This is a genomic window from Phyllobacterium sp. CCNWLW109, assembly GCF_037203905.1.
Classification (GTDB): Bacteria; Pseudomonadota; Alphaproteobacteria; order Rhizobiales; family Rhizobiaceae; genus Phyllobacterium; species Phyllobacterium ifriqiyense.
This window is the reverse complement of sequence record NZ_JBBCBK010000004.1, coordinates 803,345-818,784: the sequence shown is the minus strand read 5'-3', so window position 1 is coordinate 818,784 and position 15,440 is coordinate 803,345. Positions and strand designations below refer to the sequence as shown.

General features: G+C 53.8%; 13 protein-coding genes. 5 read left to right on the top strand and 8 right to left on the bottom strand.

Translation table 11 applies throughout. From position 1 onward, the window contains the following. Positions 1–4: 4 nt before the first annotated feature. The 7 genes from V9K92_RS19375 to V9K92_RS19345 all read right to left on the bottom strand — a co-directional run bounded on the left by V9K92_RS19375 (position 5) and on the right by V9K92_RS19345 (position 8,218). Positions 5–964: an ABC transporter permease gene (locus V9K92_RS19375; protein ID WP_115052959.1), complete on the bottom strand. Its 960-nt coding sequence runs from the start codon at positions 962–964 to the stop codon at positions 5–7. A 13-nt stretch (positions 965–977) separates the two neighbouring features. Further along, on the bottom strand, positions 978–2,567 hold the full coding sequence (locus tag V9K92_RS19370; RefSeq protein WP_115052958.1) for an ABC transporter substrate-binding protein: 1,590 nt from the start codon (positions 2,565–2,567) through the stop codon (positions 978–980). 117 nt (positions 2,568–2,684) lie between these two features. After that, a complete protein-coding gene (locus V9K92_RS19365; protein WP_337354699.1) occupies positions 2,685–4,688 on the bottom strand; it encodes a CocE/NonD family hydrolase in 2,004 nt (667 codons plus the stop codon). Between the two features lie 194 nt (positions 4,689–4,882). After that, on the bottom strand, positions 4,883–5,641 hold the full coding sequence (locus tag V9K92_RS19360; protein WP_115053290.1) for an ABC transporter permease: 759 nt from the start codon (positions 5,639–5,641) through the stop codon (positions 4,883–4,885). Between the two features lie 92 nt (positions 5,642–5,733). Beyond that, positions 5,734–6,447 (bottom strand): ABC transporter permease subunit, encoded by a 714-nt coding sequence (locus tag V9K92_RS19355; RefSeq protein WP_162802511.1) that lies wholly within the window; start codon positions 6,445–6,447, stop codon positions 5,734–5,736. A 117-nt stretch (positions 6,448–6,564) separates the two neighbouring features. After that, on the bottom strand, positions 6,565–7,347 hold the full coding sequence (locus tag V9K92_RS19350) for a transporter substrate-binding domain-containing protein (RefSeq protein ID WP_370878825.1): 783 nt from the start codon (positions 7,345–7,347) through the stop codon (positions 6,565–6,567). Between the two features lie 52 nt (positions 7,348–7,399). Next, entirely contained in the window at positions 7,400–8,218 is an 819-nt protein-coding gene (locus V9K92_RS19345) for an ATP-binding cassette domain-containing protein (protein ID WP_115052954.1), read from the bottom strand. Positions 8,219–8,388: 170 nt separating this feature from the next. On the opposite strand from V9K92_RS19345, the gene V9K92_RS19340 reads away from it, so the two are divergent. The 4 genes from V9K92_RS19340 to V9K92_RS19325 are packed head-to-tail and all read left to right on the top strand — an operon-like array spanning position 8,389 to position 12,684. Further along, the gene (locus V9K92_RS19340) at positions 8,389–9,261 is read left to right on the top strand and encodes a dimethylarginine dimethylaminohydrolase family protein (RefSeq protein ID WP_307285351.1); all 873 of its coding nucleotides are present in this window, start codon (positions 8,389–8,391) and stop codon (positions 9,259–9,261) included. Next, a complete protein-coding gene (locus V9K92_RS19335; RefSeq protein ID WP_115052952.1) occupies positions 9,258–9,914 on the top strand; it encodes a TetR/AcrR family transcriptional regulator in 657 nt (218 codons plus the stop codon). The genes V9K92_RS19340 and V9K92_RS19335 overlap by 4 nt, the downstream gene beginning before the upstream one ends. Next, positions 9,914–11,101 (top strand): pyridoxal phosphate-dependent aminotransferase, encoded by a 1,188-nt coding sequence (locus V9K92_RS19330; RefSeq protein WP_307286555.1) that lies wholly within the window; start codon positions 9,914–9,916, stop codon positions 11,099–11,101. Before V9K92_RS19335 ends, V9K92_RS19330 begins: the two co-directional genes overlap by 1 nt. Beyond that, complete coding sequence (locus V9K92_RS19325) at positions 11,098–12,684, top strand: 5-guanidino-2-oxopentanoate decarboxylase (RefSeq protein ID WP_337354698.1); 1,587 nt, start codon at positions 11,098–11,100, stop codon at positions 12,682–12,684. Before V9K92_RS19330 ends, V9K92_RS19325 begins: the two co-directional genes overlap by 4 nt. 28 nt (positions 12,685–12,712) lie before the next feature. Here V9K92_RS19325 and V9K92_RS19320 read toward each other — a convergent pair whose 3' ends face one another. Next, positions 12,713–14,137: an aldehyde dehydrogenase family protein gene (locus V9K92_RS19320; RefSeq protein ID WP_337354697.1), complete on the bottom strand. Its 1,425-nt coding sequence runs from the start codon at positions 14,135–14,137 to the stop codon at positions 12,713–12,715. Positions 14,138–14,414: 277 nt separating this feature from the next. Between V9K92_RS19320 and V9K92_RS19315 the strand changes: the two genes are divergently transcribed. After that, positions 14,415–15,416: a glycine betaine ABC transporter substrate-binding protein gene (locus tag V9K92_RS19315; RefSeq protein ID WP_115052948.1), complete on the top strand. Its 1,002-nt coding sequence runs from the start codon at positions 14,415–14,417 to the stop codon at positions 15,414–15,416. Positions 15,417–15,440 lie beyond the last annotated feature (24 nt).

Genomic DNA, 15,440 nt, shown 5'->3' with positions numbered 1-15,440 from the left:
GGCCTCACTTCGGGTGTCTGAGGCGGGGATTGGAAACAATCGCCACGATGTCAGCAATGATATTCAGGCTGACATATACAGCCGCGAAAATAAGCCCACATGCCTGAACAACCGGCACGTCGCGTTTGGCCACGTGGTCCACAAGGTACTGTCCCATGCCGGGATAGACAAAGATAACCTCGACTACGACAACGCCGACGACCAAGAATGCCAGATTGAGCATGACCACATTGACGATCGGCGCGATGGCATTTGGAAATGCGTGCCGCGTGATGATCTGCAAGGGCGAAAGCCCCTTGAGTTCCGCTGTCTCCACATAGGCAGACTGCATGACGTTTAAAATGGCGGCGCGTGTCATGCGCATCATATGCGCCAGCACAACCAGTGTCAGGACCGTGACCGGCAAGGCAATGGCGCTGAGCCTTTCACCCAGCGGCATGCCTTCATAAACCGTTGAAACACTTGGGAACCATTGCAGACGAACGGCGACAAAGTAGATCAGCAGGTATCCGGTAAAAAACTCGGGCAACGAAGTTGAGGCCAGACCGAGGCCGGAAATGAGCTTGTCCACAAAACCATTGCGATAGCGCACTGCCAACAGTCCCAGACCAATAGCCAATGGAATGGAAACAATTGCTGCCCAGAATGCAAGGAACAAGGTGTTCCACAGCCTTCCTTTCAGTGAGCTTGCAATGTCCTGCCCGCTTGAGAGGGCCGTTCCCAAATCACCGGTCAATATGCCGCCAAGCCAATGGAGATAGCGGATATAGGCTGGATCATTCAGGCCCATATCACGTCGCAGGTTTTCAAGCGCTTGCGGCGTGGCTGATTGCCCGAGTATGGATTGCGCAACGTCTCCAGGCAGAATCTGGGTGCCTGCAAAAATCAGCACGGAAACTGCAAGAAGAAGAAGGATGCCCATCGCGATGCGTTGGGCAACCAGTTTCAGGACAGGTGTACTCATCTCACGCGGCCGATCAGGCGTTCAGCCAGCAACGCGACAATGCGTAACCGCCGCTCATCTCCTGATTGCCATCTGGTACCCAACCGCCCACCTTTGCGCTTGTCGCATCAATGAAGTCGTTGAACATTGGCACGATCACCCCACCCTCATCGCGCACGATGACTGACATGTCGCGGTACATCGACTTGCGCTTGGCTTCGTCCAGTTCGCCGCGTGCCGTAATCAGCATCTTGTCAAACTTTTCATTGAAGAAGCGCGTGTCATTCCAATCGGCGGTAGAAAGGTAGGCCGTCGAATACATCTGATCTTGCGTTGGACGCCCGCCCCAATAGGATTCGGAAAATGGCTGTTTGTTCCACACTTCTGACCAATAGCCATCGCCGGGCTCACGCTTGACCTCAATGGTAATGCCGGCCTTTGCAGCGCTCTGCTGATAAAGCTGAGCCGCATCCACAGCGCCCGGGAAGGCAACGTCGGATGTGCGAAGCAGTATTGGCCCGTCATGGCCTGACTTTTTGAAGTGGAAGGCGGCTTTATCAGGATCGTATGCGCGCTGCTCAATATCGTCAGAGAATAATGGATAGGCCTTGTTGATCGGGAAATCATTGCCGACCGAACCGTAACCACGCAGAATTTTCTGCACCATGTCCTCACGGTTCATCGCATATTTAAGCGCCAACCGCAGGTCGTTATTATTGAATGGCGCCGTGTTGCAATGAGCGATGAAAACGTAGTGTCCCTTACCGGCCACGTTCTGAATGGTAACGCCCGGCACGCGCTTGACCAGATCGACAATCTTCGGCTCGACCCGGTTGATCATGTGCACCTGACCCGACTGCAGCGCGGAAGTACGTGCAGTTGCATCATTGATCACGATGATTTCAATTTGCTCGGCATGACCGCGCTTGTCGCCATTCCAATAGTTTTCAAACTTTGCGCCGATATGGCGAACGCCGGGCTCGTCAGTCACGACCTTATAGGGACCCGTGCCAATACCGGCTGTGGGCTTGTCCTTGCCGCCATTCGGCTGAATCATGAGATGGTAGTCATCCATCAGGAATGGCAGGTCGGCATTGGCTTCTTTCAGTGTAAATACAACGGTATCGCCGTCTTTCTTCACATTGGAGATACCACCCATGACGCCTAGCGCACCGGACTTGGAATTCGCGTCGGAGTGGCGTTCCATCGTTGCCACAACATCGTCCGGCGTCATGTCCTTGCCGTCGTGAAACTGAACGCCTTTGCGGATCTTGAATGTCCAGACTTTGGCGTCGTCCGATGAGCCCCACTCTTCGGCAAGCTTGGGTTGCAGCGTTCCATCCGGTTGGATTTCAACGAGTTGCTCACCCCACTGGCGCCCAAACTTGTAGGGAACCTGACTTTGCCAGGTGGCTGGATCAAGACTGTCAGTCGATGCGCCACCCTGCATACCGGCTTTAAGCGTACCGCCTTTGACCGGCCCCTCAGCCAAGGCTGCGCTGGTCAGGAGTGAATTGGCAAAAACTGTGGTGACGCCGAGCGCAGCGGCGCGACCCAGGAAATCCCGGCGCGAAAGCTTTCCAAGTGCAACCCTGCGGCTGAGATAGTCGAGTTCATTAGACATTGAATTCCCCTTCTTGTCTAAGACGCTTTGCGCCTTCTGGTTTTCTCTAATTATGCGACCTGATAGCTATGTATTTCAACCTTTAGATACTTCTTCATGCGCGAATGCCGGACATTCTCATATGAAATTTCGATCAATTGTTTCCGCAAAATCACGCTCGAATACGAGATTGTCATTCTCATAGGCCTCGATCCGGCCCGTGAGATAAAATTTGTGCTTGTCAGAATGCATGCTCGTAAAAGTCTCAGTTCTGATACGCCAATTGTCACGCCCCGAAATCTCGGTCCAATGGGTTTCACCCCGCGCCGATAGCGGATCATCGGCCTGAATTTCCCAGCGTTCACGCGCCACACCGCCATGGATCAGACCGTGGTCCTTGTCTCGCGCTTCGCCGAAATCATCTTCGATCAACAATACAATCTTTCCACTGACCTGATCATGGACAATTGAGCGACTATTGGCACTGTCGCGCAACGTCTCCAATTGCCATGGCGATGCTGCTTCCGGCTCGGCGAAGGTCCACTCGTCACCCTCAGCCATTGCCCGCGACGGAACAGCAACTGTTCCAGATTGAATTGTCAGACTGACGGGTTCCGGTGAAGGCCAGACCATTGGCCAGTATGACGAGGATACGGCAACCCGCAACTTATGCCCCGCAGGGAGGCGATAAGCGATATCATCAAGCTTGAAGCTGATTTCATAGCTTTTGCCCGGCTCCAATGCTTCGGGTACAGCGTGACTATTGCGATGGCAAAGATTGAAAACACCATAGGTGATGCGTGTTGAGGCGCCGTCCGGATGCACATCGCAAAGTCGCACGGCAACCATGGCAACAGGCTTGTCGCTCGTCAGTTTCAATGTAATTTCGGGCGCACCGACAATATCCATCGACCGATCGAGTTGCATATCATAGCAAACGGAAAGAGCGTCATCGCGGCGCTGATCGCCTGGCATTTCCGGACCCAGCCAGATCGCGCAGTATTCGCCTCCCATCATCCCGCAATCCTGCGGCGATGACACCAGATGTGAAAATGCATCCGAGGCCTGCATGGACAGACTGCCATCCCCGCCAAGATGAAACTCTTCGCTTGCAATGGATTGCGATGGCCATTGTTCTTCTGCAATCCAGCGACCAGGCCGCTCCGTATACCAGCTTTTAGGCCGTACAGAATCCATCAGATAGCCGCGATAGGCCGGATCATTCTCAACGCCGGTCTCAATGTCCTTAAGCCATCGATCCCACCAGCGCAGAGCCTCTTGGAGAAAGCCGATACGCGGCCCCGGCACCGCAAAATGCGGATATTTGTGCACCCAAGGCCCAATAATACCTTTTACCGGCGCCGTAATTCCAGTCATCAATCTGGAAACGGCATTCTTGTAAGCGTCGCCCCATCCTCCAACTGCAAGTGTCGCGGCCTTTATCTTCGAAAAATCTTCGCAAACGGAGCCGCGCTGCCAATAGCCATCGCGCGTCTGGTGATTCAACCAGACAGCAGGCAAAAATGGCTCATTGTCCAAGCGCTCGAGCCACATACCCCGCCATTTTTCACCAACCAAGGCCGGATCAGGCGCCCGGGACGAATAGGACAGCATCGTTGCGCCCCAACCCAGATTTTCATTCAGCAGAAGACCGCCCTTATAGTGAATATCGTCGGCATAACGATCATCGGTCGAACAAAGCGTAATGATGGCTTTGAGTGCATCCGGTTGCATTGCCGCCACTTGAAGCGAGTTAAAACCGCCCCAGGAAATGCCCATCATGCCAACCTTGCCGGTCGACCAGGATTGAGCCGCAATCCATTTGATGACATCGCAGGCATCCTGCAATTCCTGTTCGGAATATTCGTCTTCCATCAATCCTTCGGAATCGCCATTCCCGCGCATATCAACACGCAAGCAGGCATAGCCATGCCCGGCAAAATAAGGATGGGTCAGATTATCGCGCGCGGTCGTTCCGTCACGTTTGCGATATGGCAGAAATTCAAGAATGGCCGGAACAGGATTTTCGTCAGCTTCCTCGGGCATCCAGACCCGCGCTGAAAGGCGGCAGCCGTCGGGCATGACGATGCCCATATCGGCTTGCTCTGTGATCTTATGCGGAAAAGTTTCGACTGTTCGCATTACCACCTTTCGCCCTCACATGGATACGAAAATGGCGATGCATACCGGGCGGAGCGCCCGCGAATGATACAATCCCATTTTCTCGTCTTTGCGAGGCGTTCCCTTATGCTCACACTATGCGCATTTGCCCACGATAACACACCAAACACTTGCGACATAAGTCCCGCCATTTGCGTCAAACATCAGTATATTCGTCAGCCAAGGCGAGAGGGAACAAGCCGCTCCAAACGCCTGAACAGGAAGACAATTATTCCGGTTATGATCAGGTAGCCCGCCGCCAGCAAAAGCAGCGGTTCATAGGTGATGAACGTATCCTGGCGAATCCGCGACGCCACCGAATAAAGGTCCACGACGGTAATCGTTGCTACAAGAGGCGTAGATTTCAGCTGCAATACCGCCTCACCCGCAAGTGTTGGCAGAGCACGATGAATAGCTTGTGGAAGCCAGATGCGCCTTAGTATCGTGAATCGGCGCATTCCAAATGCCCGTGCAGCTTCCAATTGTCCCTTGGGCACACCGGCAAAAGCACCGCGCATGACCTCACCTTCATAGCCCGCATAAGACAGCGTAAGGGCAAGCACCGCATAAGGCCATGCCTGCCTCAAATACGGCCAAAGCTCTGACCCGCGTATCCAGGGATATTGAGGGAAAAGTGACCCCAATCCGTAGTAAAGGAGCCAAAGCTGCAGGAGAAGCGGCGTTCCGCGAATGATCGTGCAAAACCAGCGTGCTGGAACAGCGAGAATGGCAGGCCCTGCAGCTTGCGCGAGACCCAGCGGAACCGCCAGCAGAAAGCCGAGAAACACTGTGACGCATAATATCCAGATGGTGCGCCATAATCCTTGGAGAATAAGTCCGCCATAATTGGGCAACCAATCCCAGCGCAGAAAGAATATCGCGGATGCCACGAGCGCCAGACCGATCAATATCAGAACAATCCGGTGCGGCTGCATCCACTCACGCGGTCGATCGGGGTCCGCATCCTTATGAATGGGAAAGGTCTCAAGGGGGATTTCAATTTTCGTATCAACAGTCAGGTTGGACATTACCCTGCCTCCCTGACCGACGGCATACCACGCCGCGCCCATTTCTCAATTCGCCCAACTATGAGATTGGAGAAAAGCGTGGTGAGCAGATAGAGCACCCCCGCAGCCATAAAGAACAGGAAATATGCTTTGGTCGTTCCTGCGGCTTGCCGGGTTTCCAGCGTCAATTCACTAAAACCGACAACAGCAAGTAACGCCGTATCCTTGGTGGCTATCAGCCAGAGATTGGCCAGACCTGGCAAAGCATAAGGCAGCATTGAGGGAAGCGTTATGCGGCGCATCATCAATATTGGAGACATGCCATAGGCGCGAGCTGCTTCTATCTCCCCATAAGGAATCGCCTTTATGGCACCGCGCAACACTTCGGTAGCATAGGCGCCCTGCACGAAACCAAGCACGACTATGCCGGCCACCAAGCCGCTAATATCAATACGTTGATATCCGGCCATCTCAAGAATGCGATTGATAAGGTCGGTACCCGCATAATAGAGCAGCAGGATCAATACGAGTTCCGGCACTGCCCGGACGATGGTTGTGTAAATCCCGGCCAGATCCCGAACCAAGGGCGATCCATAAAGCTTCCCATATGCACCCAGAGTGCCGATTATCAGCCCCATACCAAATGCTCCCAATGCGATCTGCAGTGAGTGCACAAGCCCGCGGAGCAGATTACCACCCCAGCCGGGTGGGCTGGGAGAAAGCAATGTCAGCATCTGCGATAGTGTTTCAGGAATAATCGACACGTCGGCCAAGCCGTCCTCGATTCAGCGCTGTCAGCGCAGTTCTGCAAGATAATCCGGGCGGGTCATACCCGCCCGGCCAAAGGCATATCAGCCACCATACATATCGAAGTTGAAATACTTCTTTGAGATTTCGTCATATTTGCCATTAGCGCGAATGCCTTTGATCGCGGCATTCATTTTTTCCTTGAGTGCCGTATCGCCCTTACGCAAACCAACACCGACGCCAGGTCCCAACACTTCGAGATCGTCGGCAACCTTGCCTTTGATTTCACAGCACGCTTTTCCGGCATCCGTTGCCGCAAAGGTTTCCAGTGCCAGCGCATCTGCCTGTGTCGCATCAATACGACCGGCCGCAAGATCCTGATTGGCCTCGTCCTGTGTCTGATATTCCTTGATCTCAGCTGCCGTGCCAGCGAAATGCTTCTTCACGTAGACCTGGTGTACTGTCGAAACCTGCACACCGATAATCCTGTCTTTCAACCCTTCCGGCGTAGGCTCCATCTTGATGTCTTTTGAGCCCAGGATAACAGTCGGCGTGTTGTAATATTTATCCGAGAAATCGATTGTCTTTTCGCGTTCAGCCGTGATCGACATTGAAGCGGTGATAATGTCGATCTTCTTGGTCGTCAGAGCCGGAATAATGCCATCCCACGAGACCGGAGTAATAACACAATCCAGTTTCGCTTCTTCACAAAGCGCCATGGCAATGTCGACCTCCCAGCCCTGCCATTTGCCCGATGCGTCCGGCGAGGCGAATGGCGGATATGGCTCTGCCGCAATGCCAACCTTGATTGTTTCAGCATTTGCCACGCCCAATCCGGCCAGAATAACAAAGGCCGCAACTGTTGATTTCAATAGTGTCTTCATCATTATCTCCACTCTTGCTGTTCCCCGGGATTATTCCCCGTATTATTGATTCAGTTTATGAGACAGTTCGGATAAACTGTTTTAAACGTTCTGATTTTGGTGATCCGAACAAATCTTCCGGTGGTCCCTCTTCCTCGACAATGCCGTTGTGCAGGTACATGACATGGCTTGCCACTTCGCGCGCAAACTTCATCTCGTGCGTAACGAGAAGCATTGTCCGGCCTTCCTTGGCCAGATCCGCAATCACTTTCAGGACTTCGCCGACAAGTTCGGGATCAAGCGCTGAGGTTGGTTCGTCAAACAACATGACACGCGGCTGAATAGCCAACGCACGGGCAATAGCGCCGCGTTGCTGCTGGCCGCCGGACAGATAAGCAGGATAAACATCACGTTTGGCAGACAGCCCAACACGCTCAAGAAGTTGTTCGCCCACGGCAATCGCTTCATCGCGTTTCACGCCAAGCACATGCACTGGCACTTCGATGACGTTCTGCAACAGTGTCATATGCTGCCAGAGGTTGAAGTTTTGAAAGACCATTCCCAGACGGCTACGAATACGCTCGATCTGGCGGCGATTGGCAGGATATTGCCCACCCACCCCGTCGCTGACCATTTCAATGTCTTCGCCATTGATGCGTATAACGCCGCTTGTGGGGTTTTCGAGAAAATTGATGCAGCGCAGAAAGGTGGATTTGCCGGAACCGCTACCACCGATCAGTGCAACGACATCGCCATCTCTGGCAGTCATGGAAACGCCCTTGAGTACCTCAAGCGAACCAAAGCGCTTATGTAAATTCCACACATGAATGGCTTCAGCCTGCTCAGCTGACTGCGGTTGGAGCGGGTCCGTTAAAACCGCATCGCTCACCGTCATGCGGGAGCTCCAGTCTGTCTTGGTCGTGCAGAATCACTCATGACAATCTCAATCCGCCTCTTTTGTCAGCACAGGTCTAATTTGCCTGAATTAACCGCATCACACCACTTGCGCTCTAATTATGCAAGCGTATAAATACGGGAAGTTGCAATTTTTTGAGAGCATCCGGCATGAGCGCATTCGGTTCCCAATCCATGGCCCTTCCCTTGAAACGCGTCATCATGCGTCTGCCCGATCGCGTTATGGCCGGTGCCGAGCGCGATGTCTGGCACTATGGACCTCAGTTTGATCCACGCAAGGCGTCTGAGCAGCACAGTGTGTTTGCAGATCTGGTCGCAAAATCAGGTGCCGATATTACCTGGATTCGTGACGGCAATGACGGGCTTTCAGACTCCATCTTCACCCACGATCCATCGCTCGTAACCGACAAGGGTGCTGTTCTCTTGCGCATGGGTAAAAGTCTGCGGCTAGATGAAACCGATCTTCACGAGGAAACCTATCGCGAGATGAATGTGCCGGTCCTTGGCCGTATTGAAGCGCCGGGCACCGTCGAAGGTGGTGATTGCGTGTGGGTGGATAGCAAAACGCTTGCAGTCGGCCGTGGCGTTCGCACCAATCAGTCGGGTATTGATCAGCTTCGTGCAATTCTTGAGCCGCTAGGCATTGCTGTTCTGGGCTTTGACTTGCCACTTTGGCAGGGCGAGGAAGCCTGCTTGCATCTCATGTCGATCATTTCACCGCTCGCGGAAGATTTGGCGTTGGTCCATTTGCCTCTTTTGCCAGCCGCATTCTACCAGCTCCTGAAAGAGCGCGGCATTCGTCTCGTTGTAGCACCGGAAGAAGAGTTTGCGGCAAGCAATGGTCTTAATCTCAATGTCCTCCCCACTGCTCCTTACGAAGTGATAGCGGTGGCCGGATTTGAGAAGACCAAGGCCGCAATGGAAGCTGCCGGTTGCACCGTTACGACATTCGACGCGGATGCACTGTGCATCGCCTGTGAAGGCGGCCCTACTTGCCTCACCCGCCCTGTCTGGCGTCAATGAAAACACAGAGCGCCACACGCAAGAGCTTTCGCCGCGAGGGTGAAGACAAACGCCGCGAGGACCTTATCGCGGCAACGCTCGAATGTGTGGCGGAACGTGGACTTGCCGGTGCGACGGTGCGTGAAATTGCATTGCGTGCTGATGTTACTCCGGGGCTGATCCGTTATTATTTTCCGGTCAAAGATGATTTGATCGGCGCGGCGTACAGGGCGGTGATGAGTCGCATGACTGTGCAGGCTAGCGATGCGCTGAAGAACGCGGACTCGGACCCCCGCGCCCGTCTTAGTGCATTCGTGACCGCCAATCTGGGCACGCCAATTATGGACCCCCATAATCTGTCGCTCTGGGCCGGCTTTATCGGTCTCGTTCACGCAGATCCCGCAATGGCAGCTGCACACCGTGACGGCTATTTGGGGTTTCGCGATGAGCTGGAAGCGCTTATTCGTGACGCCTTGCTTGCCACCTCCAAGCCTGCCGACGGCTCGATAACAAGGCGATATGCTATAGCTATCAACGCCATCATCGACGGGTTATGGCTTGAAGGATGTTTGGCCGGCGATATTTTTGCCGACGGGGAGTTGGCGGAAACCGGCATTGCCGCTATCGAGGCGGTTCTTGGAATTTCACTTAGCACCAAAGGAGGCGCGATATGATGCGCTTTGCGTCTGTTACTGATCGTCTGGCCGGATTAGGCTCAGATAAATGGGCCGTGCATATGCGTGCGCGTGAGATGAAACACGCCGGTGCCAAGATCATCGAATTGACCATTGGTGAACCTGATATTCCTACTCCAACCGACATGATGGACGTGGCCGAAAGCGCGATGCGTTCGGGCCGCACCGGCTATTCGAATGGCCGCGGCGAGCCTGCGGTCCTTGCTGAACTGTCAAAAAAATATACCGCCCGCACTGGTCGGCAGATTAATCCGGATAATATCATGTGCTTTCCCGGCACACAGACAGCGCTCTCGCTGGTCATGCTGGGACTGGCTGAAGAAGGCGACGAGATTATCACCGGTGATCCCCTTTATGCGACTTATGACGGCGTGGTGCGCGCCACCGGCGCCACTCGTGTTTCAGTGCCGCTTCGTCCGGAAAAAGGTTTTCGCATGCAGGCGTCTGATCTTGAAAAGGTGATTACGCCAAACGCCAAAGTCCTCTTGCTCAATACGCCGCATAATCCAACTGGAGCTGTATTAAGCGAGAAGGAAGTTGCAGAAATTGGTGAAGTCTGCCGCAAGCACAATCTCTGGATCGTCTCCGACGAGGTGTACGAGCTGCTGATTTTCGACGGCAAATTCGCCTCTCCCTTGGATAGACCAGAGCTGGCAGACCGGACAGTTGCCGTCGCATCGATCTCCAAATCGCATGCGGCCCCCGGCTTCCGCAGTGGATGGTGTGTTGGACCAAAAGAGTTTACGCAAAAGCTATTGCCCTTGTCGGAATCGATCCTTTTTGGCGTTCAGCCATTCATCGCGGACATGACAGCCTATGCGCTCAGCCAACCGGCAGCTGCTGCCGCAATCATGAAGGCAAACTTTTTGCACCGCGCGCAAATGATTTCCGAGCGTCTCGATGGGGTAGCAGGAATCTCCGCCAAACCACCACAAGCTGGCATGTTCATTCTGGTCGACATCCGGGCAACAGGCCTTTCAGGGCAAGATTTTGCCATGCGCTTGCTGGAAGAAGAGCTTGTTGCTGTCATGCCGGGTGAATCCTTTGGCGAAAACCTTTCCGGCTATCTTCGCCTCAGCCTTAGCGTTGCTGAAGACAAGATTGACGCTGCTTGCGCCGGTATTGTCCGCCTCGCTTCCCGCTTGCAACAACGGAAATCCGCATGACCACTGTCGGTGAAGCTCTGGTTCAACTGCTCGAATCTTATGATGTCGACACGGTTTTCGGCATTCCTGGCGTCCATACGATAGAACTCTACCGTGGGCTTGCCGGATCCAAAATACGCCATATTACACCGCGCCACGAGCAAGGTGCTGGCTTTATGGCCGATGGTTACGCGCGGGCTACGGGCAAACCGGGCGTTGCATTTGTAATCACCGGCCCTGGTATCACCAACACGATCACGGCGATGGGACAGGCACGGGCGGACTCCATTCCGATGCTGGTCATTTCCGGGGTAAATCAGCGCGATTCGCTCGGCAAGGGCATGGGTTTTCTGCATGAACTGCCCAATCAACGCGCCATGTTGCAAACCGTCGCCATGTTCTCGCATCGCATTGAACAGCCGGACGAGCTTCCGATTGTTCTGGCAAGGGCTTTTGCCTTGTTCGCATCCCGACGGCCCGGCCCTGTTCACATCGAAATTCCGCTCGATATCATGGCCCTTCCGCTGGAAAATGCGTCACGCCTGCTCTCCGATGCTCCAATTCCACAGGCATCTACTGAGACAATGGTGGAATTAACCCGCCTGTGTCTCAATGCACGGCGTCCGGTACTCCTCATAGGCGGCGGCGCGAAAGCAGCTGCGGACGGTCTGGTAGAACTTTCCGAAAAGCTCGATGCACCGGTCGTCGCCACGACCAATGCACGCGGCATCATGCATGATCACCCTTTGCTTATCCCTGCCAGCCCCAGCCTTAAGGCAGTGCGGGAGCTTATCGCCGACAGTGACCTTGTGATTGCCATCGGCACAGAAATGGGTCCGACCGATTATGACATGTATGGCGACGGTGGCTTTCCCGAACTGACGCGCTTTGTCCGTATCGATATTGATGCGAGCCAGCTCGATCGCTGGCCGGCATTTCTGCCAATAGAAGCCTCAGCCAAGGAAACGGTCGAGAAATTGGCTGGCGCATTGCCGGAACGTCGCAATGCTCAATCCGGTGAAGATCGCGCACGCAAGGCCCGCGAGAGTGCATGGGCTGACATTGATACCCGCACACAAGGCCAAGTGCGGTTTTTGAATACACTGCGCGATACGTTGCCCAATTCATTGATCGTGGGTGATTCCACCCAGACCATCTATTCCGGCAATATGTATTACGACCACGACCGCGTAGGCGGCTGGTTCAATGCAGCTACAGGCTTTGGCGCGCTTGGCTTCGGTCCTCCCGCAGCAATTGGTGCGGCATTAGGCAAGCCGGACACCACGACGATTTGTATTGTCGGCGATGGCGGGTTTCAGTTTGTTCTCGGCGAACTTGGCGCTGCAATTGACGAACAAGTCCCCGTTATCTTCATCGTCTGGAACAATCAGGGCTATCAAGAAATCGAACGCGCAATGGTTGAGGTCAATATCAATCCGGTTGGTGTCCGCCCCTCGGCTCCAGATTATATCAAGATCGCTGAAGCCTATGGTCTGCCTTCAAAGCGGCTCAGCAATATCAATGAGCTGCCTTCCGCTCTTTTAGCGGCAAAAGAGAGCGAAAAGCCCTATCTCATTGAAATAGATGAAAAACTGGTTGGCTGAGGATGTCCTACCAGCCAACCCGATTTGCCTATGGCCTATGGATTGTTTTGACTTCCAGAAAATCCTCAAGCCCGAATTTTCCACCCTCGCGCCCGTTACCGGATTGCTTGTAGCCACCAAACGGGCTGCCATAGCGATGGGGGCCACCATTGATATGCACCATTCCCGCCTTGAGGCGTGACGCAACCCGTTCCGCCCGCTTTGCATCTCCCGTCTGCACATAGGCCGCAAGGCCATAGGGCGTGTCATTGGCAATTGCGATAGCTTCTTCTTCCGTGTCGAACGGGATTAGTGCCAGAACCGGACCGAACACTTCTTCCTTGGCGATGCGCATGTCATTATTCACGTCGGCAAAAATGGTTGGTTGCACGAAATAGCCGGTCTCATATCCTTTCGGCTTGCCAGCGCCGCCAACCAATACACGAGCGCCTTCTGCAATACCGGCCTCGATCAGACTTTGGACGCGGCCATACTGAACATTGCTGACAAGTGGGCCGATATGGTCGCCCTCCTCTTCCGGATTGCCAACGCGTGCTTGCTTTCCGGTTTCTTCCGCAATTTTCACAACCTTGTCATAGACCGAGCGCTGCACGAGCATACGCGTCGGCGCATCACATGATTGACCGCTATTGTTGAAGCACTCAAACACGCTACTGGAAACCCGGTCTTCAAGGTCTGCATCCTCAAATACAATATTGGGAGATTTGCCCCCCAGTTCCAGCGTGACACGCTTTACGGTATCTGCCGCATCCTTGCTGACGGCGATGCCAGCGCGCGTGGAACCGGTGAATGACATCATGTCGACGTCCTTGTGCTTTGAAAGCGCAGCACCGACTGAAGGCCCATCACCATTGATGAGATTAAAAGTTCCGGCCGGAAATCCTGCCTCATGCACCATTTCCGCATAGAGCATCGCATTAAGCGGCGTGAACTCACTTGGTTTCAATACGCAGGTGCTGCCTGTCGCCAGAGCTGGAATGACCTTCAATGCAATTTGATTCACCGGCCAGTTCCATGGCGTAATCAGCCCGCAAACGCCGATTGGCTCACGTACCAGCAGGTCGCCATTGGGCAAATCCTCTCGCATATGAATGCTTTTGAGGGCATCTATAAAGCCCTGAAGATGTCCCACACCAACATCGGCCTGCTGCTGCGTGCTCATTGTAATCGGAGCGCCCAGTTCCAGCGTGATCGTCCGTGCCATCTCATCATAACGACGTCGGTAAACTGCCAGCAGTTTTTCGAGTAACGCCAGCCGCTCCTCTACCGACGTCCGGCTGTAACTTTCAAAGGCTTTCTTTGCCGCTGCGACTGCACGATTAACATCCGCCGCAGTCCCCATTGAAATAACGGCAATCGGCTTTTCCGTTGCCGGATTAAGCACTTCCAGATCATTTGGTTGCAGCGGATCGACCCATTCACCATTGATATAGAATTTGCGTTTGTCGAGCATAGATCATCCTCCTGCTAACCGAACTTTCCCCATTCTGACCATCAATCAGACGATGGCAAGGCCCGCTGTGGCTGAATATATTTGATGTCGCAGACAATATACGACTTGCCGCATCCAAGCTTCTTGGCTGTGTGTTGCGGTACTATCCTCGCCCTATGGTTCATTCCTGCATCGAGCACGTGCAATCACAACCGGGCGCTGCTCACAGCATCCGGTCAATGGCGAATGCCCATAACTTCCAAGCCAGAATTCAAATAAAAAATGAAGGGGTACTTTGATGAAATCACTCTTATTGAGCAGCGTTATGGGATTGGCGTTACTCGGCGCGGTCAGCAACGCATCCGCTGCGGAATGCGGCGATGTCACCATTGCCAGCATGAACTGGCAGTCGGCGGAGGTTCTCGCTAATCTCGACAAGATCATCCTCAATGCTGGCTATGGCTGCAACGCAGACGTTGTGCAAGGCGACACTATTCCGACCCTCACCTCAATGACGGAAAAGGGACAGCCGGACATTGCGCCCGAAGGTTGGATCGATTTCATGCGCGATATCATGGACAAGGCCGTAGCTGACGGCAAACTTGTCTATGCTTCCAAGTCGCTATCGGATGGCGGCGTGCAGGGTTGGTGGATTCCAAAATATTTGGCTGACGCTCATCCCGATATTAAAACAATCGATGATGCGCTTAAGCATCCGGAACTTTTCCCCGCTCCCGAAGACAAGACAAAAGGCGCGGTATTCAACGGACCTCCCGGCTGGGGCGGTACTGTGGCAACCGCCCAGTTCTTCAAGGCCTATGATGCCGAAAAGAAAGGCTTCACGCTCGTGGACACAGGATCGGCCGCCGGTCTTGATGGCTCACTGGCTAAGGCATATGAACGCAAGGAAGGTTGGGTCGGATATTACTGGGAACCGACAGCCCTTCTTGGCAAATATGCGATGGTCAAACTGGATCATGGCGTGAAATTTGATGCTGCCGAATGGAAGCGCTGCAACACGGTTGCCGATTGTCCTGACCCGAAGAAAAATGATTGGGAAATCGCCGAGGTCGACACAGTCGTTACCAAGAAGTTCAGCGAAAATGCCGGCCCCATCATGGATTATTTGAAAGCCCGCTCCTGGGACAACAAAACGGTCAACGAACTGCTCGCCTGGATGACAGACAATCAGGCGACAGGCGAAGATGGTGCAAAGCACTTCCTGAAGAACAATGAAGCGATCTGGACCAAATGGGTCAGCGCTGAAGTGGCCGAAAAGGTAAAAGCTGAAATCAACTAACCCAGAAAATAGGGGGCAGCGGCT

Bases quoted from the DNA above. Each gene is read 5' to 3' on its own strand.
- V9K92_RS19320 (WP_337354697.1), bottom strand. From the start codon at position 14,137: ATGCTCGACAAACGCAAATTCTATATCAATGGTGAATGGGTCGATCCG.
- V9K92_RS19370 (WP_115052958.1), bottom strand. From the start codon at position 2,567: ATGTCTAATGAACTCGACTATCTCAGCCGCAGGGTTGCACTTGGAAAG.
- V9K92_RS19350 (WP_370878825.1), bottom strand. From the start codon at position 7,347: ATGATGAAGACACTATTGAAATCAACAGTTGCGGCCTTTGTTATTCTG.
- V9K92_RS19355 (WP_162802511.1), bottom strand. From the start codon at position 6,447: ATGCTGACATTGCTTTCTCCCAGCCCACCCGGCTGGGGTGGTAATCTG.
- V9K92_RS19325 (WP_337354698.1), top strand. From the start codon at position 11,098: ATGACCACTGTCGGTGAAGCTCTGGTTCAACTGCTCGAATCTTATGAT.
- V9K92_RS19340 (WP_307285351.1), top strand. From the start codon at position 8,389: ATGAGCGCATTCGGTTCCCAATCCATGGCCCTTCCCTTGAAACGCGTC.
- V9K92_RS19360 (WP_115053290.1), bottom strand. From the start codon at position 5,641: ATGCAGCCGCACCGGATTGTTCTGATATTGATCGGTCTGGCGCTCGTG.
- V9K92_RS19335 (WP_115052952.1), top strand. From the start codon at position 9,258: ATGAAAACACAGAGCGCCACACGCAAGAGCTTTCGCCGCGAGGGTGAA.
- V9K92_RS19315 (WP_115052948.1), top strand. From the start codon at position 14,415: ATGAAATCACTCTTATTGAGCAGCGTTATGGGATTGGCGTTACTCGGC.
- V9K92_RS19345 (WP_115052954.1), bottom strand. From the start codon at position 8,218: ATGACGGTGAGCGATGCGGTTTTAACGGACCCGCTCCAACCGCAGTCA.
- V9K92_RS19330 (WP_307286555.1), top strand. From the start codon at position 9,914: ATGCGCTTTGCGTCTGTTACTGATCGTCTGGCCGGATTAGGCTCAGAT.
- V9K92_RS19375 (WP_115052959.1), bottom strand. From the start codon at position 964: ATGAGTACACCTGTCCTGAAACTGGTTGCCCAACGCATCGCGATGGGC.
- V9K92_RS19365 (WP_337354699.1), bottom strand. From the start codon at position 4,688: ATGCGAACAGTCGAAACTTTTCCGCATAAGATCACAGAGCAAGCCGAT.